Annotated in this window: 23 protein-coding genes; 14 read left to right on the top strand and 9 right to left on the bottom strand. The window is 68.2% G+C overall.

Annotation, left to right across the window (positions count from 1 at the left end; translation table 11 throughout):
* Positions 1-139: 139 nt before the first annotated feature.
* Positions 140-748: a winged helix-turn-helix domain-containing protein gene (locus EV137_RS38135; protein WP_134133012.1), complete on the top strand. Its 609-nt coding sequence runs from the start codon at positions 140-142 to the stop codon at positions 746-748.
* An 11-nt stretch (positions 749-759) separates the two neighbouring features.
* On the top strand, positions 760-1,938 hold the full coding sequence (locus tag EV137_RS38130; RefSeq protein WP_134133011.1) for a threonine synthase: 1,179 nt from the start codon (positions 760-762) through the stop codon (positions 1,936-1,938).
* A 1-nt stretch (position 1,939) separates the two neighbouring features.
* Here EV137_RS38130 and EV137_RS38125 read toward each other — a convergent pair whose 3' ends face one another.
* Entirely contained in the window at positions 1,940-2,623 is a 684-nt protein-coding gene (locus EV137_RS38125) for a TetR/AcrR family transcriptional regulator (RefSeq protein ID WP_202871335.1), read from the bottom strand.
* A gap of 59 nt (positions 2,624-2,682) precedes the next feature.
* Here EV137_RS38125 and EV137_RS38120 point away from each other — a divergent pair, with 59 nt between their 5' ends.
* Complete coding sequence (locus EV137_RS38120) at positions 2,683-3,126, top strand: nuclear transport factor 2 family protein (RefSeq protein ID WP_134133009.1); 444 nt, start codon at positions 2,683-2,685, stop codon at positions 3,124-3,126.
* Positions 3,123-3,998, top strand: coding sequence for an SDR family oxidoreductase (locus tag EV137_RS38115; RefSeq protein WP_134133008.1), 876 nt, complete (start codon positions 3,123-3,125; stop codon positions 3,996-3,998). The genes EV137_RS38120 and EV137_RS38115 overlap by 4 nt, the downstream gene beginning before the upstream one ends.
* Before the next feature lie 125 nt (positions 3,999-4,123).
* Here the strand turns inward: EV137_RS38115 and EV137_RS38110 are convergent, their stop codons facing one another.
* Entirely contained in the window at positions 4,124-6,112 is a 1,989-nt protein-coding gene (locus tag EV137_RS38110; protein ID WP_134133006.1) for a maltotransferase domain-containing protein, read from the bottom strand.
* A 206-nt stretch (positions 6,113-6,318) separates the two neighbouring features.
* On the opposite strand from EV137_RS38110, the gene glgP reads away from it, so the two are divergent.
* On the top strand, positions 6,319-8,928 hold the full coding sequence (gene glgP / locus EV137_RS38105) for an alpha-glucan family phosphorylase (RefSeq protein WP_134010979.1): 2,610 nt from the start codon (positions 6,319-6,321) through the stop codon (positions 8,926-8,928).
* Positions 8,929-9,047: 119 nt separating this feature from the next.
* Here the strand turns inward: glgP and EV137_RS38100 are convergent, their stop codons facing one another.
* Genes EV137_RS38100 through EV137_RS38085 form a run of 4 tightly spaced genes read right to left on the bottom strand, consistent with a single transcriptional unit; the run spans position 9,048 to position 11,467 of the window.
* The gene (locus EV137_RS38100) at positions 9,048-9,920 is read right to left on the bottom strand and encodes a transglutaminase-like domain-containing protein (protein WP_134133005.1); all 873 of its coding nucleotides are present in this window, start codon (positions 9,918-9,920) and stop codon (positions 9,048-9,050) included.
* On the bottom strand, positions 9,920-10,744 hold the full coding sequence (locus tag EV137_RS38095; RefSeq protein WP_134133003.1) for a MerR family transcriptional regulator: 825 nt from the start codon (positions 10,742-10,744) through the stop codon (positions 9,920-9,922). The genes EV137_RS38100 and EV137_RS38095 overlap by 1 nt, the downstream gene beginning before the upstream one ends.
* A gap of 7 nt (positions 10,745-10,751) precedes the next feature.
* Positions 10,752-11,162 (bottom strand): hypothetical protein, encoded by a 411-nt coding sequence (locus EV137_RS38090; protein WP_202871334.1) that lies wholly within the window; start codon positions 11,160-11,162, stop codon positions 10,752-10,754.
* Positions 11,159-11,467 carry a MarR family winged helix-turn-helix transcriptional regulator gene (locus tag EV137_RS38085; protein WP_166680132.1) on the bottom strand — a complete coding sequence of 103 codons (309 nt, stop codon included), beginning with the start codon at positions 11,465-11,467 and terminating at the stop codon, positions 11,159-11,161. The genes EV137_RS38090 and EV137_RS38085 overlap by 4 nt, the downstream gene beginning before the upstream one ends.
* A gap of 124 nt (positions 11,468-11,591) precedes the next feature.
* On the opposite strand from EV137_RS38085, the gene EV137_RS38080 reads away from it, so the two are divergent.
* The 3 genes from EV137_RS38080 to EV137_RS38070 are packed head-to-tail and all read left to right on the top strand — an operon-like array spanning position 11,592 to position 12,981.
* Positions 11,592-12,035 (top strand): DUF3995 domain-containing protein, encoded by a 444-nt coding sequence (locus tag EV137_RS38080; RefSeq protein WP_134133001.1) that lies wholly within the window; start codon positions 11,592-11,594, stop codon positions 12,033-12,035.
* Positions 12,032-12,523, top strand: coding sequence for an RNA polymerase sigma factor (locus EV137_RS38075; protein ID WP_238175839.1), 492 nt, complete (start codon positions 12,032-12,034; stop codon positions 12,521-12,523). Before EV137_RS38080 ends, EV137_RS38075 begins: the two co-directional genes overlap by 4 nt.
* On the top strand, positions 12,520-12,981 hold the full coding sequence (locus EV137_RS38070; protein ID WP_202871333.1) for a hypothetical protein: 462 nt from the start codon (positions 12,520-12,522) through the stop codon (positions 12,979-12,981). Before EV137_RS38075 ends, EV137_RS38070 begins: the two co-directional genes overlap by 4 nt.
* Here the strand turns inward: EV137_RS38070 and EV137_RS38065 are convergent.
* Together EV137_RS38065 and glgX are read right to left on the bottom strand one after the other, a co-directional pair.
* Positions 12,949-13,695 carry an SGNH/GDSL hydrolase family protein gene (locus EV137_RS38065; protein WP_134010989.1) on the bottom strand — a complete coding sequence of 249 codons (747 nt, stop codon included), beginning with the start codon at positions 13,693-13,695 and terminating at the stop codon, positions 12,949-12,951. The genes EV137_RS38070 and EV137_RS38065 overlap by 33 nt on opposite strands.
* Before the next feature lie 61 nt (positions 13,696-13,756).
* A complete protein-coding gene (gene glgX, locus EV137_RS38060) occupies positions 13,757-15,796 on the bottom strand; it encodes a glycogen debranching protein GlgX (protein WP_375372050.1) in 2,040 nt (679 codons plus the stop codon).
* Positions 15,797-15,997: 201 nt separating this feature from the next.
* Here glgX and EV137_RS38055 point away from each other — a divergent pair, with 201 nt between their 5' ends.
* The 6 genes from EV137_RS38055 to EV137_RS38030 all read left to right on the top strand — a co-directional run bounded on the left by EV137_RS38055 (position 15,998) and on the right by EV137_RS38030 (position 21,844).
* The gene (locus tag EV137_RS38055) at positions 15,998-17,020 is read left to right on the top strand and encodes a Gfo/Idh/MocA family protein (RefSeq protein WP_134010993.1); all 1,023 of its coding nucleotides are present in this window, start codon (positions 15,998-16,000) and stop codon (positions 17,018-17,020) included.
* Positions 17,017-18,060, top strand: coding sequence for a Gfo/Idh/MocA family protein (locus EV137_RS38050; protein WP_134010995.1), 1,044 nt, complete (start codon positions 17,017-17,019; stop codon positions 18,058-18,060). Before EV137_RS38055 ends, EV137_RS38050 begins: the two co-directional genes overlap by 4 nt.
* Before the next feature lie 77 nt (positions 18,061-18,137).
* The gene (locus EV137_RS38045; protein WP_134010997.1) at positions 18,138-18,917 is read left to right on the top strand and encodes an enoyl-CoA hydratase/isomerase family protein; all 780 of its coding nucleotides are present in this window, start codon (positions 18,138-18,140) and stop codon (positions 18,915-18,917) included.
* Positions 18,917-19,861, top strand: coding sequence for a class I SAM-dependent methyltransferase (locus EV137_RS38040; RefSeq protein WP_134010999.1), 945 nt, complete (start codon positions 18,917-18,919; stop codon positions 19,859-19,861). Before EV137_RS38045 ends, EV137_RS38040 begins: the two co-directional genes overlap by 1 nt.
* Before the next feature lie 9 nt (positions 19,862-19,870).
* The gene (locus tag EV137_RS38035; protein WP_134132998.1) at positions 19,871-20,716 is read left to right on the top strand and encodes an acyltransferase; all 846 of its coding nucleotides are present in this window, start codon (positions 19,871-19,873) and stop codon (positions 20,714-20,716) included.
* 21 nt (positions 20,717-20,737) lie between these two features.
* Positions 20,738-21,844, top strand: coding sequence for a hypothetical protein (locus tag EV137_RS38030; protein WP_134132997.1), 1,107 nt, complete (start codon positions 20,738-20,740; stop codon positions 21,842-21,844).
* Here the strand turns inward: EV137_RS38030 and EV137_RS38025 are convergent.
* Positions 21,831-22,556 (bottom strand): class I SAM-dependent methyltransferase, encoded by a 726-nt coding sequence (locus EV137_RS38025; RefSeq protein WP_134132996.1) that lies wholly within the window; start codon positions 22,554-22,556, stop codon positions 21,831-21,833. The two genes, EV137_RS38030 and EV137_RS38025, sit on opposite strands and share 14 nt — an antisense overlap.
* Positions 22,557-22,569 lie beyond the last annotated feature (13 nt).

Raw genomic sequence — 22,569 nt, 5'->3', positions numbered from 1 at the left:
GACCTTATGTGTCAGAACAACGTGGTAACAAGCACACTTGGTGAGCAACTTGTGACTAGCTGTCGCACTGATCGAGGCAAGCTGGGCAATCGTTGGCATTCCGTTGACGATCGCAGGCAGATGTTGACATCGTGATCAGATGGTCACCGCCCGTGAACCCGCCCCTACGGACGCCGATCTGACCACTACCGGATCAGGGGCGTTCCCGTTGCTCATCGCGGTCGCGGCCTCACCCGAGCAGCGCGTCCGGCTGGCCGAACTCGTCGACGACGTCGCGCCGCTGCTCCTGGTCTCCAGCCTCGACGAGCTGCGCAGACTGCTGGTTCCCGCGCAGCAACCACCGCCCGCCGCACCTGGGCAGCCCGAGCCGCCGGACCCCGATGCGGTCGATGCCACCGCCGTCCGTGCAACCGGCGACGACCCCGAGGCCGACGTCCTCACCATCGATCGGGCTCGTTCGGTGGCTTGCTGGGGTGGTGACGAGATCCAGTTGACCGATCTCGAGCAGGAGTTGCTCAGCCGTCTGATGTCCGCGCCGCTGCGGGTCTGGTCGTACGACGCTCTGCACCACACCGTGTGGCGGGACCGGAACATCCGCGGCACCGCGGACGTGCACTCGGTGGTGAAGCGTCTGCGCCGCAAGCTCGACGACCTCGGTACGACGGTCACCATCGACGCCGTCCGCGGTATCGGGTTCCGGCTCACCGATCATCAGCGCCCGATGATCACCGATCTGCGCGCGGGGTAGTTTCTGTTGTCGTGACCTTCTCCGCGCTGAGTCATCTCGAGTGTCCTCGCTGTGGCGCCACCCATGACGCCGATCAGATCATCGGCCTGTGCCCGTGCGGATCGCCGCTCCTCGCGAGGTACGACGTACCAGCGCTTCGCAAGGAGGACCTGGCCTCGCGGGCGCCGGACCTGTGGCGGTATCACGAGCTGTTGCCGGTGCGCTCGCCCGAGAACGTGGTGACGCTGGGGGAGGGGATGACGCCGCTCCTGCCGTTGCCGCGGTACGGCGCCGAGCTCGGGGTGGATCGCCTGCTGATGAAGGACGAGGGGCTGATCCCGACCGGGACGTTCAAGGCGCGGGGCGCCGCCGTCGGGGTGTCGCGCGCGTACGAGGTCGGCGTCCGGAAGATCGCGATGCCGACGAACGGGAACGCCGGGTCCGCCTGGGCCGCGTACGCCGCGCGCGCCGGGATGGAGGCGTTGATCGCGATGCCGATCGCCGCGCCGGAGATCTGCCGGCGCGAGGTGACCGCGGTCGGCGCGCGGCTGCAGCTGATCGACGGGCTGATCGGCGACGCGGCGGCGTACATCCGGTCGTTGATCCAGGAACAGCCCGGGTACTTCGACGCGTCGACGCTGAAGGAGCCGTACCGGATCGAGGGCAAGAAGACGATGGGCCTGGAGATCGCCGAGCAGCTGAACTGGCAGCTGCCCGACGTGATCGTCTACCCGACCGGGGGCGGCGTCGGCATCATCGGCATCTGGAAGGCACTGAACGAACTCCGCGACCTCGGCTGGATCGAGGGACCGTTGCCGCGCCTGGTCGCGGTCCAGTCGACCGGCTGCGCCCCGATCGTCCGCGCCTGGGAGAAGGGCCTCCCCGAGAGCGAGCCCTGGCCGGACGCCAAGACCGTTGCCTTCGGCATCACCGTCCCGAAGGCCCTCGGCGATTTCCTCGTCCTCCAGGCGATCGCGGAGACCAACGGCTGCGCGGTAGCCGTCGACGACGAGGACCTGCTGGCCGAGCTGCACCAGGTCGCTCAGCTGGAGGGCTCGTTCATCTGTCCGGAAGGTGCCGCGAACTTCGCGGCGATCCGTCAGTTGCGAGAGTCCGGGTGGATCCGCGCCGGTGAACAGGTCGTCGCCCTGAACACCGGCGCGGGCCTGAAGTACCCGGAGACCGTTCCGCCACTTCCGGATCTGCGATGACTCACGCATCTAGGGCTCCATCGGGCGCGGCAACGTTCGCCTCGCGGTCCGGCAGCAGCGAAGCGATCATGAAGTCGGCGATGAATCGGGCGAACCGGCGGGGCGACCAGCCGCGCTGCAGGACGAGGAGTTCGTAGATCTCGACGGAGCTGCAGGTCCACAGTATGTCGGTGGCCTCGGTGACCGTGACGCCGGCGCGGAGATAGCCGCGCTCGGCCAGGAACCGGGCGTGGTGCCGCATCCGGGTGAGGCGCTCGGCGTCGCTGTCGCTGAGCACGGTGGACATGTCGGGGTCGATGGCGGCGGCCGAGCGCATGAGCAACCGGATCGGCGTAACCGTCGAGGCGACTTCGGTGGTGAGCAGGCCCCACTTGCGCATGATGGATTCGGGGTCGGTTTCGTGTGCCCGCATTTCGTCGGAGCGTTGGTATGCCGGGACCGGTCCCCGCCCGGTCAGGCCGCGCTCGTAGATGGCGCGCACCAGCCCCGACTTGCCGCCGAACGCCTTGTAAATGGTTTCCACGGATACCCCGGCCTCGGCGGCAACGGCGGCGATGGTGGTGGCGGCGTACCCGTTGGCCAGGAACTGCCGCTCGGCGGCGTCGAGGACTTCCTCGCGGGCGCGCCGTGCTTGCGCCTGGCGGCCGGTGGAGTCGTACTGACGCTTGCCCTTGACTCGGCTCATAATTCGTTCCATGCTTCTGTATTAGTTACAGATAACTGTAACAGAGCTAGGAGGTCCTCATGGACCGACCGAACCAAGGCCAGTTGCCGGTGTTGCAACGACTGCTCGAGGCGATGAACGCCCACGACCTCGACGCGATGGTGGCCTGCTTCGCCGACGACTACGTCAACGAGACCCCCGCGCACCCACAGCGAGGATTTCGCGGCAGCGCGCAGGTCCGCACCAATTGGACTCAGATCCTCGCCGGCGTCCCGGATCTGCGAGCCCGGGTGCCTCGCAGCGCGGTGGACGGCGGCACGCTGTGGACCGAGTGGGACATCACCGGGAGCCGGCCCGACGGGACCGCGTTTCTCATGCGCGGCGTTGTCATCTTCGGCATCACGGACCAAGCGATCACCTCGGCCCGGTTCTACCTGGAACCGGTCGAGGAGACCAGCGGCGACGTCGACGCCCACACCCGCCGCGTTGTCGGCACCGCGGCGAACCCGAAGGAAATCTCATGATCCTCGTTGTCGGAGCCACAGGTCGGCTCGGAGGGCTGATCGCCCGGACACTGTTGGCGCAAGGAAAGCCCGTGCGCATCCTGGTGCGCAGCGGCTCGTCGTACGAGAGTCTCGTGGCCGCCGGCGCCCAGCCCGTGACCGGTGACCTCAAGGACCCGCCCTCTCTCCGCGCCGCATGCGCAGGCGCCACCGCGATTCTCACCACGGCAAACTCCATGGGGCGCGGCGGCGACGACACCGTCGAGTCAGTGGACCGGGTCGGCAATCGCAATCTCGTCGAAGCGGCGTCGGCCGAGGGCGTGCGTCGCTTCGTCTTCACGTCGGTGCTCGGCGCCAGTCCCGAGAGCGCCATGCCGTTCGTGCGGGCGAAGGGTGAGACCGAGCAGCGGCTTCGTGACAGCGGCATGGCCTGGACGGTGCTGCAGCCGGACGCCGTCATGGACACCTGGGTCCCGGCCGTGGTCGGCAGCCCAGCCCTCGCGGGCCAGCCAGTCACGGTTGTCGGCGACGGGCGGCGACGTCACTCCTTCGTGGCCATGCGCGACGTCGCGGCGTACGCCGTAGCAGCGCTCGACCACCGAGACGCAGAGGGGCAAACACTGTTGATCGGCGGGCCTCAGGCTCTGACGTGGCGTGACATCGTCGAGGTGTTCGAGCAAGAACTCGGCCATCCAGTGGCACTACGGAGCGTGCCGCCCGGGCAGCCGGTGCCCGGCCTCCCGGACTTCGTCGCCCAGCTACTCGCAGTGCTTGACAGCTACGACTCGCACATCGACATCAGCCGCTTGGCGAGCTCCTACGGCGTGACACCGACCTCGATCGCCGACTTCGCCCGCGACTCCGTCGCAGCAACTCCTCAGCAGGTTGGCTGAGAACGAAGACGTCACAGCCATAACCAGGCTGCAGGTCACAGACCCCGAACAGGGGCGGCGGCAGCCCGGCGATGAGACTCCATTCGGTCGGAGCAATCCCTCAAGAGCGTCGACACGGGGACTGTTCAGGCTTGGCCGCGGCGGACGGCGAGGATGTGGGCTGGTTCGCCGTTGGGGTCTAGTTTGACGTAGTTGCTCTGGCCCCAGCGCCAGGTGGCGCCGGTGATTTCGTCGTAGACGGTGAAGGTGTCTTCGGGCCGCATGCCGAGGGCGGTCATGTCGAGGTGGACCATCGACTCGCGGACCGAGTGCGGGTCGGTGTTCACGACGACGATGACGGTGTCGCTGTGGCCGTCGGGTGCCGTCGAGCGCTTCGAGAAGCACATGATGGCTTCGTCATCGACCGTGTGCAGCGTCAGGTTGCGCAGTTGCTGCAGGGACGGGTGCCGGCGGCGGATGTTGTTCAGCAGCGTCAGGTACGGCGCCAGCGAGCGGCCCTCGGCCTCCGCGGCCTCCCAGTCCCGCGGGCGGAGCTGGAACTTCTCGGTGTCCAGGTACTCCTCCGAGCCGGGCCGCAGTGCGACGTGCTCGAACAGCTCGAACCCGGCGTACACACCCCAGGCCGGTGACGACGTCGACGCGATCGCCGCGCGGATCTTGAACGCGCCGGGACCGCCGTACTGCAGGTACGCCGTGAGGATGTCCGGCGTGTTCACGAAGAAGTTCGGCCGCAGGAAGTGACCGGTCTCCTTGGTGAGCTCCTCCAGGTACTCCTCCAGCTCCCACTTCTCGTTGCGCCAGGTGAAGTACGTGTACGACTGGTGGAACCCGACCTTCGCCAGCTCCTGCATCATCGGTCGCCGGGTGAACGCCTCGGACAGGAACACCACGTCCGGGTCGGTCTTGCGGATCTCGCCGAGCAGGTACTCCCAGAAGTTGACCGGCTTCGTGTGCGGGTTGTCGACCCGGAACACCGTGACGCCCTTGGAGATCCACAGCCGGACGATCCGCAGGACTTCGGCGTAGATGCCTTCGGGGTCGTTGTCGAAGTTGATCGGGTAGATGTCCTGGTACTTCTTCGGCGGGTTCTCGGCGTACGCGATCGAGCCGTCGGCGCGGACCGAGAACCACTTCGGGTGTTCCTTCACCCACGGGTGGTCCGGCGACGCCTGCAGCGCCAGGTCGATCGCGACCTCGAGGCCGACCTCGCGGGCCTGGCCGACGAAGTACTCGAAGTCCTCGAAGGTGCCGAGCTCGGGGTGGATCGCGTCGTGACCGCCGTCCTCGGAGCCGATCGCCCACGGCGAACCCGGGTCGCCCGGCTTCGGGTCGAGGGTGTTGTTCGGGCCCTTGCGGAACGAGTGCCCGATCGGGTGGATCGGCGGCACGTAGAGGATGTCGAAGCCCATCTTCGCGACCGCTTCGAGCCGCCGCGCCGCGGTCCGGAAGGTTCCGGACTTCCACTGACCGGCTTCTTCGTCGTACGTCGCACCCTCGGAGCGCGGGAAGAACTCGTACCAGCTGCCGTACAGCGCGCGGGTCCGGTCGACCCACACCGGGTACGTCTCGGAGGAGGTGATCAGCTCGCGCACCGGATAGCGACCGAGGGCCGCCCGTACCTGCGGGGAGATGCCCGCGGCCAGCCGCGCTTCCGGCGGCAGCGCACCGTTCGCCAACGCATGCGCCGCGTCGCTCAACGTTCCGCGATCCGCGCGTACGGCGGGTGGCACGCCGGCGGCCGCGCGGTCGAAGAACGCGGCACCCTCGGCGAACATCAGGTCGACGTCCAGGCCGGCCGGGATCTTGATCTCGGCGTTGTGCCGCCAGGTCCCGTACGGGTCGCTCCAGCCCTCGACCGCGAACGTCCACGCGCCCTGCTCCTGCAGCGTCACATCGACGGTCCAGCGGTCGGTGCCCTGACCGACGGGGGTCATCAGCATCCGTCTGGTCTGCCCCGACGGCGAGGTCAGTACGACGTTCGCGTTCACCGCGTCATGGCCTTCCCGGAAGACCGTGGCCGCGATGGTGAACGTCTCGCCGACCGCGGCCTTCGCCGGATAAGCTCCGGCGTCGACGGTCGGGGTGACGTCGGTGATCGGGATGCGCCCAGTCATGGCGTAGACGAACCTTCACTCTCCGAATAGAGGAACCGTCGGATCGTGGATCCGGCGGTTGGGCAAGTACGTCGGGAACTGCACTGCTGACGTTATCGGTTCCCAGTACCGGTCTGTGGCATGCAGAGCTGCAAATTCTTGCTCGCGTTGCAAGATCGATGCATCCCGAGGGTGTCTTGCTCGCCCCGGGCTTGTACGGTGTCCCGGTGCGAGCGATACGACGATTCTCCGTCCGCCCTGTCCTGCCCGAGCCGCTGACCGGCCTGGGCACCCTGGTGAACAACCTCCGCTGGGCCTGGCACCCGGAGACGCAGGACGTCTTCGAGGCTGTCGACCCGCAGCTGTGGCGGAGCACCGGTGGTGACCCGGTCAAGCTGCTCGGCGAGGTCCCGGCGGCCCGGCTCGACGAGCTGGCCAACGACCACGCTTTCCTGCGCCGGCTGGAACTGGCTGTAGCCGACCTGGACAGCTATGTGACCGAAGACCGGTGGTTCCAGACCGCGGGCGGTTCGCCGCTCGACGCGGTCGCGTACTTCTCCCCGGAGTTCGGCATCACCCACGTGCTGCCGCAGTACTCCGGCGGTCTGGGCATCCTTGCCGGTGACCACCTGAAGGCGGCCAGCGACCTCGCCGTACCGCTGATCGGCGTCGGTCTGTTGTACCGGCACGGCTACTTCGCGCAGTCGCTGAACCGTGAGGGCTGGCAGCAGGAGCGTTACCCCCTGGTGGACCCGGACGGGCTGCCGATCAGCCTGCTCCGGGATGGTGACGCCCCCGCGACCGTGACGCTGACGCTGCCCGGCAACCGCGAGCTGCACGCGCAGATCTGGGTCGCCCAGGTCGGCCGGGTGCCGCTGCTGATGCTCGACTCCGACATCGAGGAGAACGAGCCGTCGGAGCGCGAGGTGACCGACCGGCTGTACGGCGGTTCGACCGAGCACCGCCTGCTCCAGGAGCTGCTGCTCGGCGTCGGCGGTGTCCGCGCGGTCCGCACGTACTGCCGGATCACCGGCCACGCGGCGCCCGAGGTGTTCCACACCAACGAGGGCCACGCCGGCTTCCTCGGTATCGAGCGGATCCGTGAGCTCGCCGCCGAGAAGGATCTCGACTTCGACACCGCGCTCGAGGTCAACCGCGGTGGCACCGTGTTCACCACGCACACCCCGGTCCCGGCCGGTATCGACCGGTTCCCGGTCGAGCTGATCCAGCAGCACTTCTCGCCGGACGTGTTCGGCCCGGAGGTCCCGGTCGACCGGATCCTCGAGCTCGGCGCCGAGGACTTCGAGGGCGGCGACCCGGCGCTGTTCAACATGGCGATCATGGGGCTGCGGCTGGCGCAGCGCGCGAACGGCGTGTCGAAGCTGCACGGTGTGGTCAGCCGCGGGATGTTCGCGGGGCTCTGGCCGAGTTTCGACTCGATCGACGTGCCGATCACCTCGATCACGAACGGCGTCCACGCGCCGACGTGGGTGGCGCGTGAGGTGCACGACCTGACCTACGCGAACTACACCGCCGACGGCGACTCGGTGTTCGAGGGTCTGGACAAGACCACCGACGCGCAGATCTGGGAGACCAAGCGGCTGCTCCGGCAGCGGTTCATCGACGACACCCGTTCGCGGGTGCGGCAGTCCTGGCTGAACCGTGGCGCCAGCGAGGCCGAGCTCGGCTGGGTCGACTCGATCCTCGACCCGGACGTCCTGACGATCGGGTTCGCCCGGCGGGTTCCGTCGTACAAGCGGCTGACGCTGATGCTGCGCGACCCGGCGCGGCTGAAGGCGCTGCTGCTGCACCCGGAGCGTCCGGTGCAGATCGTCATCGCCGGCAAGGCGCACCCGCACGACGAGGGCGGCAAGAAGCTGATCCAGGAGATGGTCCGCTTCGCCGACGACCCGGAGGTGCGGCACCGGATCGTGTTCGTGCCGGACTACGACATCGCGCTCGCGCAGCCGATGTACCCCGGCACCGACGTCTGGCTGAACAACCCGCTGCGTCCGTACGAGGCGTGTGGCACGTCCGGCATGAAGGCCGCGCTCAACGGCGGTCTCAACCTGTCCATCCGCGACGGGTGGTGGGACGAGTGGTACGACGACGAGTTCGGCTGGGCGATCCCGTCCGCCGAGGGGATCGAGGACACCGACCGCCGCGACGACCTCGAGGCGCACGCGCTGTACGACCTGATCGAGAAGCAGGTCGCGCCGCGGTTCTACGACGGTGACGTGCCGACCCGCTGGATCGAGATGCTGCGGCACACGATCAAGGAGCTCGGCCCGAAGGTGCTCGCCACCCGGATGGTCAAGGACTACGTCGAGCAGCTGTACGTGCCGGCGGCGCAGTCGTCGCGGGCCCTCAATTCGACGTACGACGGTGCTCGTGAGCTGGCCGCGTGGAAGCAGAAGGTCCGGGCGGCGTGGCCGCAGATCCGGGTCGACCACGTGGAGCTCCAGGGCCTCGGCGACGTACCGCAGCTGGGCACGACCGTCGGGATCCGCGCGTTCGCGGCGCTCGGCGACCTCGCCCCGTCGGACATCTGCGTCGAGGTGCTGCACGGTCGCGTCGACACCAACGACGAGATCACGGACCCGGTCCGCGCCACGCTCTCGCTGGCCGAGACGTACGAGGGCAACCGGCACCGGTACGAGGGCGAGCTGAAGCTGGACCGCACCGGCCCGTTCGGCTACACGGTGCGCGTCGTCCCGAACCACGTCGGCCTGGCGAGCGTCGCCGAACTCGGCCTCGCCGCAGGTCCGTCCGACCCGGACGACCCCTCCATCCCGGACCTCCCGGCCGGCTCGGAGTTCTGGTCCAACACCATCTGAGACACGCCCCCGCCTGCCTCACCAGGCGGGGGTGCTTTGTGTCTGTGAACAAGCGCCGGGACCGCGGCACAGGCAATAACCTGTCTCGCGGCCCCGGCGGGTGTGCTCAGCCCCGACCGCTAGCCGAGGTCCTTCCAAGCGAACGGTCCGCCGGCGGGAGAGGTGACGAAGGCGCGGCCCGCGTACGTCAGTCCGGGGTCGGTGCGGTACAGCTCGTTGACCTCCTTCGTCGCCGCGTCGTCGCCGTTGTCGGAGGCAACCATCAGGTCGGCGATCCGATCGGTCAGCTCGACGTCGGCGCCTTCCAGCGTGTCCGACATGGACCCCCAGTTGTCCCAGAGCAGAAGCTCGTCGCCGTTCAGATGCGCGAGCTGATAGTGCACATAAGTGCGAATGAACCAACCACCATGCAGCTTCAGCGGGGCGTCCGGATTCGGGTCCGCGCCGAACAGATCACCGTTCAGCTCGCCGGACCGATATCCCCGCCACACCTCGGCCGCCGACAGGAACGGGCCGGCCGGCATGTCCGCCACGTCGAACGTGAAGCGCGGATCGGCCGGATCCATCTCGGCGTCGATCATCACCCATCGGTCGCCGTTCCAGTACTCGGCGACCACGTGGTCGTGGCTGAAGCCCTCGGTGAAGTAGTTCCCGAACCCGACCCGGCTGCGCGCGGGGATCCCCTTGTGCCGCAGCATCGAGACGAACAGGAGCGTGTAGTCGCGGCAACAGCCAACTACCCGGTCCACCGGTTCCCGCGGCACCGCGAGCGCCGTACCGTTGCGTTTCTGGTCCGTGGCGAGGATCGCCGACACCCAGCGGTTGTCGATCTCGGCCAGTCGTTCGCCGGTGAACTCGATGCCGCCGGCGCGGTAGTGGATCAGCAGGTTGCGGACCACCGCGGCGATCTCGCTGACGTCGTCCGGCAGCGCGTCGAACAGGCCGGCATGTACGCCGGGATCGCTGAAGCGCGTCTGAATCGCGTAGTCCATCAAAGGTTCCTCTCGAGAATGGGCAGTGCGATGTCGACGGCAGGTTCGTCGCGGGGGAGGAGGTGGCAGTCCGGGCGGTAGATTTCCCGCGGCGGACCCGCTTCGGGGTTGCCGGACGACCGGACCCAGTCGTAGACGAGGTCGTACGCGAGCATGATCCGCGGGTACGCGCACTCGTCCATCGTGATCGTGCAGTACGCCTCCCGATGGGCCGGCTCGACCCGGATGCCGATCCGGCCGGACGGGTCCACGAGGCCGTCGAACGGCACGCAGATCTCGACGGTCGCCTCAGCCTCCGGCGTCACCGCGCCGTGGAAGATCACCCACGAGCCCACGGTCGCGGTCGCCCCGGCAGCACGCAGGTACGACGTGATCTCGTCGGTGCACGTCACGATCATCCCGACCAGCATCTGCTGATCGGTGTCGACCCGGATGGTGGCGATCTTCGTCGCCGGCACGTCCCGGGTGTGCACCGGTCGCGGTGCGAGCCCCGTCGTACCCGAACGCGACAGGCGGTCGCGCAGGTACTGCAACGTCGCCCGCCGGGCCGCCGTGGTCGCCTCCTCGGCGGCCCACCACCGGTCGAGCCGGATCAACGCGTCCTCGTCCGTCCCGGTGAGTACTTCAGCAATCGTGGTCAGCGGCATGTCCAACTGCCGCAGCACACTGATCCGTCGCGCCCGCTCCAGTTGCGCCTCGTCGTACAAGCGGTACCCGTTCGCCGGGTCGACCTGCGCCGGTGCAAGCAGCCCCGACACGTCGTACAACCGCAGCGCCTTGTGCGAAAGCCCGGCCCTCCGCCCGAACTCACTGATCGTCAACACCGGACCATCACACCCCCTGCCCTTGGGGCAGAGTAAAGGGGAACGCGTTCACGTCCGGCTCCACCCATCCGGTCCGCGCAGCCGAAGACGCCAACGCGCGTGAACTGTAGAAGCGCGTCAGCAGCCGCTTGTCCAGCAGTCCCGGGTTCCGGCGTACCAGCTCTTCGAAGTCCTCGCCCGGCGCCTCGGCCATGTGGTACGCCGTCAACTCGACCCACGCCCTACTGACCGTGGCGTTGTACTTCTGCGGCACCCCGGCGTACCGGGCCGTCTTCTGGATCCCGTTACTGATCAGCTCCACCGCGCCGGCTGTCCCACACCGCCGTACGGCGAGCCAGGTCAAGCGGACGTGCTCCCGATGCCCGAACCGCTCGGCGGTCGACATCACGTCACCCATCAGCTCGTCGAAGTCGTTCATGATTCCGTCAACGCCTTCAGCACCCGCCGGGTCTGTTTGACCGCTGGCTCGGGTACGCCGTCCAACGCTCGCATCTCCACCCCCTTGAACGCCTGCGCCACCCGTGCCGCACTCCGGGCACCGGCTGCAGTCAGTGAGATCTCCACAGCGCGCCGGTCGCCGGTTCGGGTGGCGCGAGTCAGCAGCCCCTTGTCGGCAAGCCGATCGAGTACGCCGGTCAGCGTCGTCGGCCGCACACCCGCCGCGACCCCGATCTCGGAGGCCGTCCGCGGCCGGCCGTCCGCGAGGTTCGCCAGCACGTTCACCTCGGAAGCCAGATTATCCGAATCCGTAGTATTTGCGCTGACTGAGATCTGCGTCACGCAGGGGAACGTCTCGGTCGAACGGCTCCTCTTCTCAGCTGTCACGCACATCTGAGAAGGAGTCGAGATGGATTCTCGAAAGGTCTCCGCGAGCGCACACTTCCTGCTTGCGGCAGTGCACGTCTACTGGGCAACGGGCGCCAGCTGGCCCGCGAGTGATGAGCGCAGCCTCTCGCTGACTGTCCTCAACACGCAGGTGAGCTTCGGCCCCAGGGTCGTGCTGCCGCTGGCTGCACTGCACCTCCTGCTGGCAGGCGCCGTCCTCACCAGTGCGAGGTGGAGACTCAGCAGGCTCGTGGTCGTCGGGCTGGTGGCCGGGCTGGCCGCGCGGGCGGCTGTTGGGCTGGTCTGGATCACGGGCGCGATTGACACGAGTACGGCGTTCTACTGGCTCAACCTGTTCCTCTACACCCCGGCCTGTGTTGCGTTGTGCGTAGCTGATCTGAAGCTCCTCCGAGCGCGCCGGCCAGCAGCAGTGGACAGGCCGCTGCTGTCAGACTTCCTCAGGTGATCGAGGAACATCTGGTGCGCGCGGCGCAACGTGGTGACACGGTCGCGATGAACGAGGTGCTCGACGCGTTGACGCCGTACGTCGGGAGGATCTGCGGGCCGATCGCGCTGCACGACGGAGCCGACGCGGCGCAGGAAGCACTGATCGCGATCTTCCGCGGGCTCCACAGCCTGCAGGAGCCGGCGGCGCTGTTCGGCTGGGCGCGGGCGATCGCCGTCCGCGAGGCGGTCCGGGTCGCGCGCCGCGGGCAGCGGCAACGGCCCGCCGAGCTCGCGGACCTGCCGGCCGCAGACGATCCGCAGCTCGCGATCGACGTACAGGACGTGCTCAGGAGGCTGTCGCCCGAGCATCGGGCGGTCCTGGTACTGCGGGATCTCGAAGGAATGGACGAACACGCAGCGGCCGCCGTACTCGACGTGCCAACGGGTACGGCGAAGTCGCGGCTGCACCGGGCCCGGGCAAGCTTTCGGAAGGCATGGAGCTCATGAACTGGCCACAAGTTGAACTGACCGACGTCGAGCGGTTCCGCGCGCTCGCCGCGGGCGTGCCGGGTGCAGCCGTCACCGAACGCGTGCTGCCACAGGATCCCGATCGGGTGCAGGCAATGCTCGCCGACCTCGACGTGTTCGCCACCATTCAGGCGGACCTGGTCTCGGCCACGCTCGAGGAGCGCGACGGCGATCGCGTCGTCGTACGGGCGAAAGGCGCCAGAGGACAACGCGCGCGCTTGGAAGGTCAGCTCCGCCCGGGGTGGTGCTGGTTGCAGAGCCGCTTCCTGATCACCGGCATGGCAGTCGCCGCCGAACCAGGTGGTGGCACGCGGGTGGCTCTGACCGGCGGCATTCGCGTACCGGGCCGTGCCGCGATCATCCCGATCAGAGTGCGACACGAGAGCAACAAGACGCTGGACCGGCTACAAGAGCTTCTCAGGGAGCGCGGCCAGTAGGGCGTCGGCGTGGCGGCGGTAGCCGAGGTTGTTGGGGTGGAAGGCGTCTGGCGCGAGCATGCCCCGCCACGGTGGGCGGGCGTAGCGGGACACCTCGGCAACCGGGAGGCCACGGGAGGTGGCTGTGCTGCTGATCAGCTGGTTGATACCGGAGACGTACGGGCTCACAGCTCCACCGATGCGCCAGAAACGGTCTGGGACGGTCAGGTCCATCACGACGGACGAGGAGGGGAGTCGGTCGATCACCTGGCGGAGGTGGTCACGGAAACGCTTTGGCGGCGTCGCGAGGATGTCGTTGTTGCCGATGCCACAGGTGACCAGTGCCGGCGTCAGACCGTCCAGCAGCGGGAGCTGGTCCTCCAGTACGTGTCGCGTCTGCGCACCGGAGCGGGACAGGTTGAGTACTCGCCACGGCGTTCCCTTACGGCGCAGGGCGTTCAGCACTTGACCGACGTACCCGTGCAGCGGCGACGAAGCGCCCAGCCCTTGCGCGGTCGAGTCGCCGAGGACGACCCAGAGCGGTCCCTCGGCCGACAGCGTCAAAGAGTTCTGCGCAGTCCAGTACTCCGCATACGTCCGCGCCTGTACGTCGACGTACGCCACGCCGTCCACCCAGCGCTGGATCGCCAGCCGCGAGCTGGTCCGCTCTGCCTCACCCCAGCGCATGATCGCGCGATGCATCGCCCCGATCGGGGTCGTCCGTTCCCGCAACATCGGTCCCCCCAGGGGTGAACACCAGGTGACCGACGAATGTACAGGCGGAAGGTTAACAACCTCAGAGCGCGCGCAGCAGCACCAAACAGCGTGGACCGAGCGGCACGGTCGCACCGGCCTCCACCTCGGTCACCATGCTGTTGCTGGTGTCCAGCACCACCTCGTACGCCGGCGCCCACGACGCATCCGGTACGACGACATTCCGCGTCTCGGCCGTAGCGTTGAGCGCGAGCAGGAACGAGCTGTCGGTCAGGGCGTTGCCCTCCGCATCAGTCGCCCGCAACGCGTCACCGCGCAGGAACATGCCGATCGTCCGCAGGCTCCCGTCGAACCAGTCCGCGTCGGTCATCTCCCCGCCGTGCGGAGCGATCCACGACAGGTCCTTGCGGCCACCGGACACGACGGGCTGCCCGGAGAAGTAGTGCCACTGCCGCAGGGCGGGATGCGCGGCGCGGAGGGCCAACAGTTTCTTGGTCAGCTCGAGGTGGTCGGACCAGGTGCTCGGCAGCGACCAGTCGAACCAGGAGATCTCGCTGTCCTGGCAGTACGCGTTGTTGTTGCCGTGCTGCGTCCGCCCGCACTCGTCTCCGGCGGTGATCATCGGTACGCCGGTGGACAGGATCAGCGTGGACATCAGGTTCGCCATCTGCTGCTTGCGCAACGCGATCACGCCGGCGTCGTCGGTCTCGCCCTCGAACCCGCAGTTCCAGGACCGGTTGTCGTCGGTCCCGTCCCGGTTGTCCTCGTGGTTCGCCTCGTTGTGCTTGTGGTCGTAGCTGACCAGGTCCCGCAGCGTGAACCCGTCGTGCGCGGTGAGGAAGTTGATCGACGCGTACGGGTAGCGGCCGTCGTCGCCGTACAGGTCACTGGACCCGGAGAGCCGGTAGGCGAGGTCCTTCACTCCGTCGGAGGTGTTGCGCCAGACGTCGCGGACGCTGTCGCGGAACTTGCCGTTCCACTCCGACCACGGCGGCCCGAAGTTGCCCACCTGGTAGCCGAACGGGCCGACGTCCCACGGCTCGGCGATCAGCTTCACCCGGCCGAGCACCGGATCGGCCGCGACCTCGGCCAGGAACGGGTGGTCGGGGATGTCGACCTCGTGCCGCTCGTTGCGCACCAGCGTGACGGCGAGGTCGAACCGGAACCCGTCGACGCCCATCTCCTCGACCCAGTACCGCAGCGAGTCCATCACCAGTTGCCGGACGTGCGGGTGCGAGGTGTCGACCGAGTTGCCGGTGCCGGTCACGTCGTACATCGCGGCGCCATGACCGTCACCGTGGGTCAGCCGGTAGTACGCGCGGTTGTCGATCCCGCGGAAGCTCAGCGTCGGTCCGTCGAAGCCGCCCTCGGCGGTGTGGTTGTAGACCACGTCGAGGATCACTTCGATGCCCGCCGCATGGAACGCGGCGACCATCGCCTTGAACTCGGCCACCTGCTCACCGCGCGAACCGGACGACGAGTACGGCGCGTGCGGCGCGAAGAAACCGAGCGTGTTGTAGCCCCAGTAGTTCGGCAGGCCGCGTGCTGCGATCGCCGGCTCGGTGAGGAAGTGGTGGATCGGCAACAGTTCGACCGACGTCACGCCGAGCTCGGTCAGATACTTGATCACCGACGGATGCGCGAGACCGGCGTACGTGCCGCGCTGGTGCTCGGGTACGTCGGGATGCAGCTTCGTGAACCCCTTCGTGTGCAGCTCGTAGATGACCGTCTCGCCCCAGTGCACCGGCTTGCTGATCGGTGGCGGCGGCGCGGAGTCGGCAACCACGACGCCGACCGGCACATGTCCGGCCGAGTCACCGTCGGAGGAGTCGTAGACGAGCGGACTGTCGAAGTCGAGCGAATCGTCCACGGCCCGTGCGTACGGGTCGAGCAGCAGCTTCGACGGGTTGAAGCGCAGACCGTGCGACGGGTCGAACGGACCGTGCACGCGGTACCCGTACCGCTGGCCGGCGCCGACACCCGGGACGAACCCCGTCCAGAACTCGCCGGTGTGCGTGAGGTCCAGGTTCCGCTGGCTGCCGTCGTCGGCGATCAGGGCCAGCTCGACCCGTTCCGCGGCCGGAGCCCAGAGCGTAAAAGTGGTCCCATCGGTCTGGACCACTGCGCCTGGACGCGGACCGGTCTCGGGGGACTGGCCTGGAGCGCTCGGGGCGGCGGTCGCTTCTTTCACCGGGTCATTCTGCACAGTACGGCGTCAGTTCACGATAGTGAGGTGGTTGTGTTCGTGAGACGGTAGTTGCGAACGCCTGTGCGCAGTGATACGCAAGGACCGTTACTAATTTACCCACCCCCAGGGGAACACATGTCGGAAGAGTTGGCCGGTCTGACCGTCGGTCTGATCGGCGCGGGCAACATCTCGCGCATCCACGCCGCGTCCTGGAAGGCCGTCGGCGCCCGGGTCCTGGTCTATTCACTCGAAGGCGCGGAGGAACTGGCACAGAAGTACGGGCTGGAGGTCGTCGCGTCGCGGGAGGAGCTGCTGGCCGCGGTCGAGTTCGTCGACATCGTCACGCCGTCGGCGACGCACAAGGAGATCACGCTGGCCGCGATCGAGGCGGGCAGGAACGTGATCTGCGAGAAGCCGCTGACGCTCACGGCGTCCGACTCGCACGAGGTGATCGACGCGGCCGCGGCGGCCGGCGTCCGGCTGTACCCGGCGCATGTGGTGCGGTGGTTCCCGGCGTACAAGGCGGCGTACGACGCGATCCAGGCCGGGCGGATCGGTGAGGTCGCGGTGGCGCGGTTCTACCGCCAGGCGTCCTCGCCGGCCGGTGCGGGCTGGTACCGCGACGTGGCCCGGTCCGGTGGCGTGATCATGGACCTGATGGTGCACGACCTCGACCAGGCGCGCTGGCTGTGCGGCGAGGTCACCACGGTGTACGCCGTACAGAACCCGCCGACCGTGGACGGTGTCAGTCCCGTCAACGTGGCTGCTCACGTCACGCTGACGCACGAGTCCGGTGCGATCAGCCACTGCCGCGCGACCTGGGGAGCGACCGGTACGACGTTCCAGACCGGCTTCTCGGTCGCGGGTTCGAGCGGCGTACTGAAGTTCAAGTCCGACGCCGACACCGGCTACAAGGAAGAGCTGCAGAACGGCGCTACTGCCGGCGACCTGCTGATTCCCGAGTCGGCTCTGGGCGAGAGCCCGTACCTGACGCAGCTGCGGGAGCTGGCGATCGGCCTGCGGGGCGGACCGGAGCCGCGCGTTGTCGCGTCGGACGGTGCGACCGCGGTCTACCTGGCCGAAGCGGCGCGCGCGTCGATGGAGTCCGGTCAGCCGATCGACATGAAGACCTTCGTCTCGACGGGAGCAGTGGCATGAGCTTGAAGGTTGCGATCGCTTCGTTCGCACACGTCCACGCGGGTTCGTACGCGCACCTGCTCGCGTCGCTGCCGGACATCGACGTACTGTCCGCCGATCCAGATGGTGCCGGGGCGCCGGACCCCGGTCCGCGTGGGGCCGAGTTCGCCGCACAGTTCGGCATCCCGTACGTCGATTCGTACGACGAACTGTTCGCGTGGGGACCCGACGCGGTCGTGGTGACGTCCGAGAACTCGGGCCACCGCGAACTGGTCGAGCGCGCCGCTGCGGTCGGTGCGCATGTGCTGTGCGAGAAGCCGCTGGCGACCGAGGTCGCGGACGGCGAGGCCATGCTCGCGGCGTGCGAGGCGGCCGGGACGATCCTGATGATCGCGTACCCGGTCCGGTTCGCGCCGGCGTACGCACAACTACGGGCGAACGTCGAGGCCGGCCGGCTCGGTGACGTGTTCGCGATTCTCGGCACCAACAACGGGAAGATCCCCTACGCCGCCCGCCAGTGGTTCACCGACGCGAAACTCGCCGGTGGGGGAGCGCTGGTCGACCACACCGTGCACTGCGCGGACCTGATCGACGGTCTCACCGGTGGCGCGTCGGCCACCCGCGTGTACGCCGCTGCGAACCGGATCCTGCACCAGGACAAGGGTGTGGAGGTGGAGACGGGCGGTCTGGTGACGATCAACTACGACAACGGGCTGCTGGCAACCATTGACTGCTCGTGGAGCGTCCCGGACAACGGTCCGACCTGGGGCGGCGTATCGCTGCAGGTCACCGGAACCAACGGGTCCGTGGAGATCGAGCCGTTCGTCGCGCACATCGGCGGCACGGATGCCGCGGGCGAGGTCTTCCTCCCGATCGGCGGCAACCTGGACGCGTCACTGCTCGACACGTTCCTCGACGCCGTCCGCACGTCCGGCCCGGCACAGCCCGGCCAGGCGCCGGCCGTCGTACCGCAGCCGGACGGCGCTGTCGGCCTCCGCACGCTGAAGATCGTCGACGCGGCCCGCCGCTCGGCGGCCTCCGGCCAGGCGGTGGATGTTTAAGGTCCTGCTCCTGTCAGGTACGGTTCCCGGGGATGTGACCGACCGGTAAGCCCCGGGAACCGTAAGGAGTGGACGCCATGGGCGAGTTCGTCAACCTCACCGTGAGTGAGGGTGTTGGCACGATCCGGCTGGATCGGCCGAAGATGAACGCGCTGAACGTCCAGGTCCAGGAGGAGATCCGGGCCGCGGCGCTCGAGGCTGCGGCCAATGACGACGTACGCGCCGTGGTCATCTACGGCGGCGAGCGGGTGTTCGCGGCCGGCGCGGACATCAAGGAGATGGCGGACATGTCGTACGCCGACATGGCCAAGCGCTCCGGTCCGCTGCAGTCCTCGCTGACCGCGGTCGCCGCGATACCGAAGCCGACCGTTGCCGCGATCACCGGGTACGCCCTCGGCGGCGGCTGCGAGCTCGCGCTCTGCGCCGACTACCGGATCGCCGCCGAGGACGCCAAGCTCGGCCAGCCGGAGATCCTGCTCGGCATCATCCCCGGCGCCGGCGGCACCCAGCGGCTGTCCCGCCTGGTCGGCCCGTCGAAGGCCAAGGACCTGATCTACACGGGCCGGTTCGTCGACGCCTACGAGGCGCTCGGGATCGGTCTGGTCAACAAGGTGGTCCGGGCCGCCGAGGTGTACGACGCGGCCGTTGCCTGGGCGTCCCAGTTCTCCCGCGGCGCGGCGATGGCGCTGCGCGCGGCCAAGGAGTCGATCGACTCCGGTCTGGGCGTCGACCTGACCACCGGGCTGGAGATCGAGCGTCAGCAGTTCGCGGCGCTGTTCGCCACCGAGGACCGCGCGATCGGGATGAAGTCCTTTGTCGAGAACGGTCCTGGCAAAGCTGAGTTCAAGGGAATCTGATGTCTGCTACTTCTAAGCCCGCTGCTTCTGCCGAAGACATCGAGGCGGCCTGGAACGACAACAAGCTCGCCCAGGTGCTGTACCACGACTGGGAAGCGTCGACGTACGACGAGAAGTGGTCGATCTCGTACGACGAACGCTGTGTCGACTACGCCCGGGACCGCTTCGTCGCGGTCGCCGGAACTCGCGGCTGGCCCTACGGCAAGACGCTCGAGATCGGCGCCGGCACCGGCTTCTTCACGCTGAACCTCAAGCTGGCCGGCGTTCTCGACGAGGCGCACGTCACCGACCTCTCGCCGGGCATGGTCGAGGCCGCGAAGAAGAACGCGAAGACCCTCGGGTTCGCGATCGAGGGCAAGGTCGCGGACGCCGAGAAACTGCCGTACGACGACGACACGTTCGACCTCGTCATCGGGCACGCGGTCATCCACCACATCCCGGACGTCGAGCTGGCGTTCCGCGAGATGCTCCGGGTCCTCAAGCCGGGCGGACGTTTCGTGATCTGCGGTGAGCCGACACGGTACGGCGACTTCGTGGCCCGGCGACTGTCCCGCTTCACCTGGTGGGCGACCACCAACGTGACCAAGCTGCCCGCGCTCGCGCACTGGCGGCGGCCGCAGGCGGAACTCGACGAGTCCTCCCGGGCCGCGGCGTTGGAGGCAGTCGTCGACCTGCACACGTTCGACCCGGACACACTGGCCCGGATGGCGTCGCGTGCCGGCGCGGTGGACGTGAAGACCGTCACGGAGGAGTTGCTGGCGGCGTGGGTCGGGTGGCCGATCCGTACGTTCGAGGCCGCCGTACCGGAGCAGAAGCTCGGGTTCGGGTGGCGGATGTTCGCGTACAAGTCGTGGCTGCAGCTGTCCAAGGTGGACAAGGCGCTGTCGGCCGTCGTACCGGACGAGCTGTACTACAACGTCTCGATCACCGGAGTAGCGCAGTAGGGTGTGCTGATGCGGTTGCTGTCCGTGGCGAATCTGCGCTGGGTGGTGCGCCATCGGGCGTGGACGCCGTACTACCTCAAGCGCTACTGGCGGTTCGCCTGGTTCAAGCTGCGCCACCCGCAGGTGATCACCGAGGGGTTCGTGTTCCTCGGCAAGCACCTGGAGATCGTGGCGCGGCCCGGTCACGGGCGGATCGTGCTCGGCAGATGGGTGCATCTCGGTGACGAGACCCGGCTGCGCGCGCACGAGGGCACGCTGCGGATCGGCGACAAGGTGGTGTTCGCCCGCGACGTCACGGTGAACTGCTACCTGGACGTGGAGATCGGCGCATCGACGCTGATCGCCGATTGGACCTACATCTGCGACTTCGACCACAAGACCGAGGACCTGGACCTGCCGATCAAGGACCAGGGCCTGGTGAAGTCGCCGGTCCGGATCGGCCCGGACTGCTGGCTGGCCACCAAGGTCACGGTCACCCGGGGCGCCGACATCGGCCGCGGCGCGGTGATCGGCGCCAACAGTGTTGCCCGTGGCAACATTCCGGCGTACGCGATCGCGGCCGGCGTACCGGCCAAGGTCCTCGGTGACCGCACCGCCCGGTACGCCGCCAATGCCGAACGCCGCAAGTACCTGGCCGGTCTGGCCGCGGCGAACGCCCGGACCGCCGGCCTGCTCAGGTCCGGTGAGGCCCCGACTGTGCCTTCCTCTGGGCCGACCCAGAGCGTGGCGCCGGGGGATGCGGGTGGTGATGAGGTAGAAGCAGATGGTGAAAAAGAGAGCGTGAGGGGTTCTCAAGTTACTCACCAGTCGGGCACTATGGCCCCCACATCCGGTCGGACGCCCACGACCGGATGAGCATCGGAGAGGAGAAGTAGCGTGGCTGACCCAGCCGCGATTGGCCCGGCCGATCCGGCCGCCCGGTCGCCGCTCGACCAGGCCGCGGCCGACAACTCGATCACGCAGGCGAGGACCCGCGCGGTCGACCCGGTGCCGATCGTGGCCGAGCCAGTGGTCGCCGGCAGCGCTACGTTGGAACCAGTGCTTGAAACGAACGAGTCAGACATGGGCGTGAACAGCAGCGTGAACCCGGAAGCAGTAGACGGCAGTACGGCGGCGGCACCGGTTGCGGGCGCGCGCCGCCGGTTGTCGCCACGCCCGGTCCCGGTCAGCCGGCGTAGGAGACCGCCGGCCACAGTGACCACAGTGACCGACGTGACCGCAGCGGCCACGGACGAGGAACGGACCCCGGCTGAGGAGATGGACGACGTGGGTACGCAGGACGAGAAGGCTGAGTTGAAAGCCGAGAAGGCAGACACCACTCCTGCCGCCGAGGCCGGCACGGGCGCTTCGGGTGCGGCGACCGCGACGAAGACTGCCCGGCCGAAGACGGCGGCGGAGATCGTGGCGGAGCAGCGGGCCCGGGAGAAGGCGGCGGCCGAGGCCCCTGCAGCGGATGCGGCCGCCTCGGAGGAGGCCGCGCCCGGTCGGCCGGACGATGCTTCGAAGGAACCCTCGAAGGATGCCGGGACGGGTGCCACTGACAAGGTGCCGGCTGCGGCGGCCACTGGTGCGGGCACTGGTACAGGCGCTGGGGCGGGCAAGCCTGCCGCGAAACCGACCGGTGCCTCGGGCAACAAACCGGCTTCGAAGGGCGGCGCGTCCGGGGTGGGCAAGCAGGCGCTGACCTCGGTCGGTTCCGGTGTCCGGAAGCTGCGCAACCTGATCGCGTCGCTGATCTGGCTGGCCGCGGTGCTCGCGGCCGCGGTGCTGGCGCTCGGTGCGCTGTTCACCGCGCTCGACCAGACCAACCAGAGCAACGAGATCGTGCGCTGGATCCTGGAGCGCGGTCACGATCTGGTCGGCCCGTTCAAGGATCTGTTCCGGCTGGAGACCGCGAAGAACACCCTGCTGGTCAACTGGGGGATCGCGGCGCTCGTCTACCTGATCGCCGGCAAGATCCTCGAACGCATCATCCGGCCGTAGCAACCAGGACGAGATCGAGAGATTCGTCCAGATTTCCTGGGCGGATCTCGAAGTCGGCGTACGTCGTACTGCGCACGAGCGCGGCCAGGTTGTCGTCCCACTGGTCGTGCCCGGCGGCGAGCTGCGCGTCGACACAGGATCCGTACTGCGTCTCCCAGGACGTCAGCCGTTCGCCGTGGTGGAGCCCGAGTGCCTGCGTGATCTCGAAGTGCGGCTCGAGGAGTTCGATGAACTCGGCGGCGGTGAGTTCGCGCGTGTGGTACCAGTTCCCGGTCGGGAAGGTCAGGCGGTTCGGCGTACTCAGGACCAACGTTCCGCCGGGGGCGAGAATGCGCGCGCACTCGGCGACGAACCGCGGCTGTTCCCAGAGGTGCTCGATCGTCTGCAGTGAGGTCACCGTCTCGAAAGCGTCGTCCGCGAAGGGCGTCTGCACGAGATTGCCGCGCACGACATCGACCTGTGGATAAACGCGGCGGACGTGCCGCAACGTCGTATCTTCATAGTCGAGACCGGTGACCGGGCTCGCCCCGGCGAGTCGGAGCAGTTCCGCGCCGTAGCCCTCGCCGCAGCCGGCGTCGAGGACGCGACCGGTCCCGATCGGCAGGTGGGCCGTGATCCAGCGATAGGCGGCATCATGGCGCGCGAACCAATAGTTCTCGTGCCAGATCCCGGGCGCGGTCCTCTCACCGGTCAGCGGTAACGTCTCGGTCACTGACTCAGACTAG

The organism is Kribbella pratensis, from assembly GCF_004366075.1.
GTDB classification, from domain to species: domain Bacteria; phylum Actinomycetota; class Actinomycetes; order Propionibacteriales; family Kribbellaceae; genus Kribbella; species Kribbella pratensis.
The sequence above is the reverse complement of the archived record's forward strand: the minus strand, read 5'-3'. Positions and strand labels throughout refer to the sequence as shown.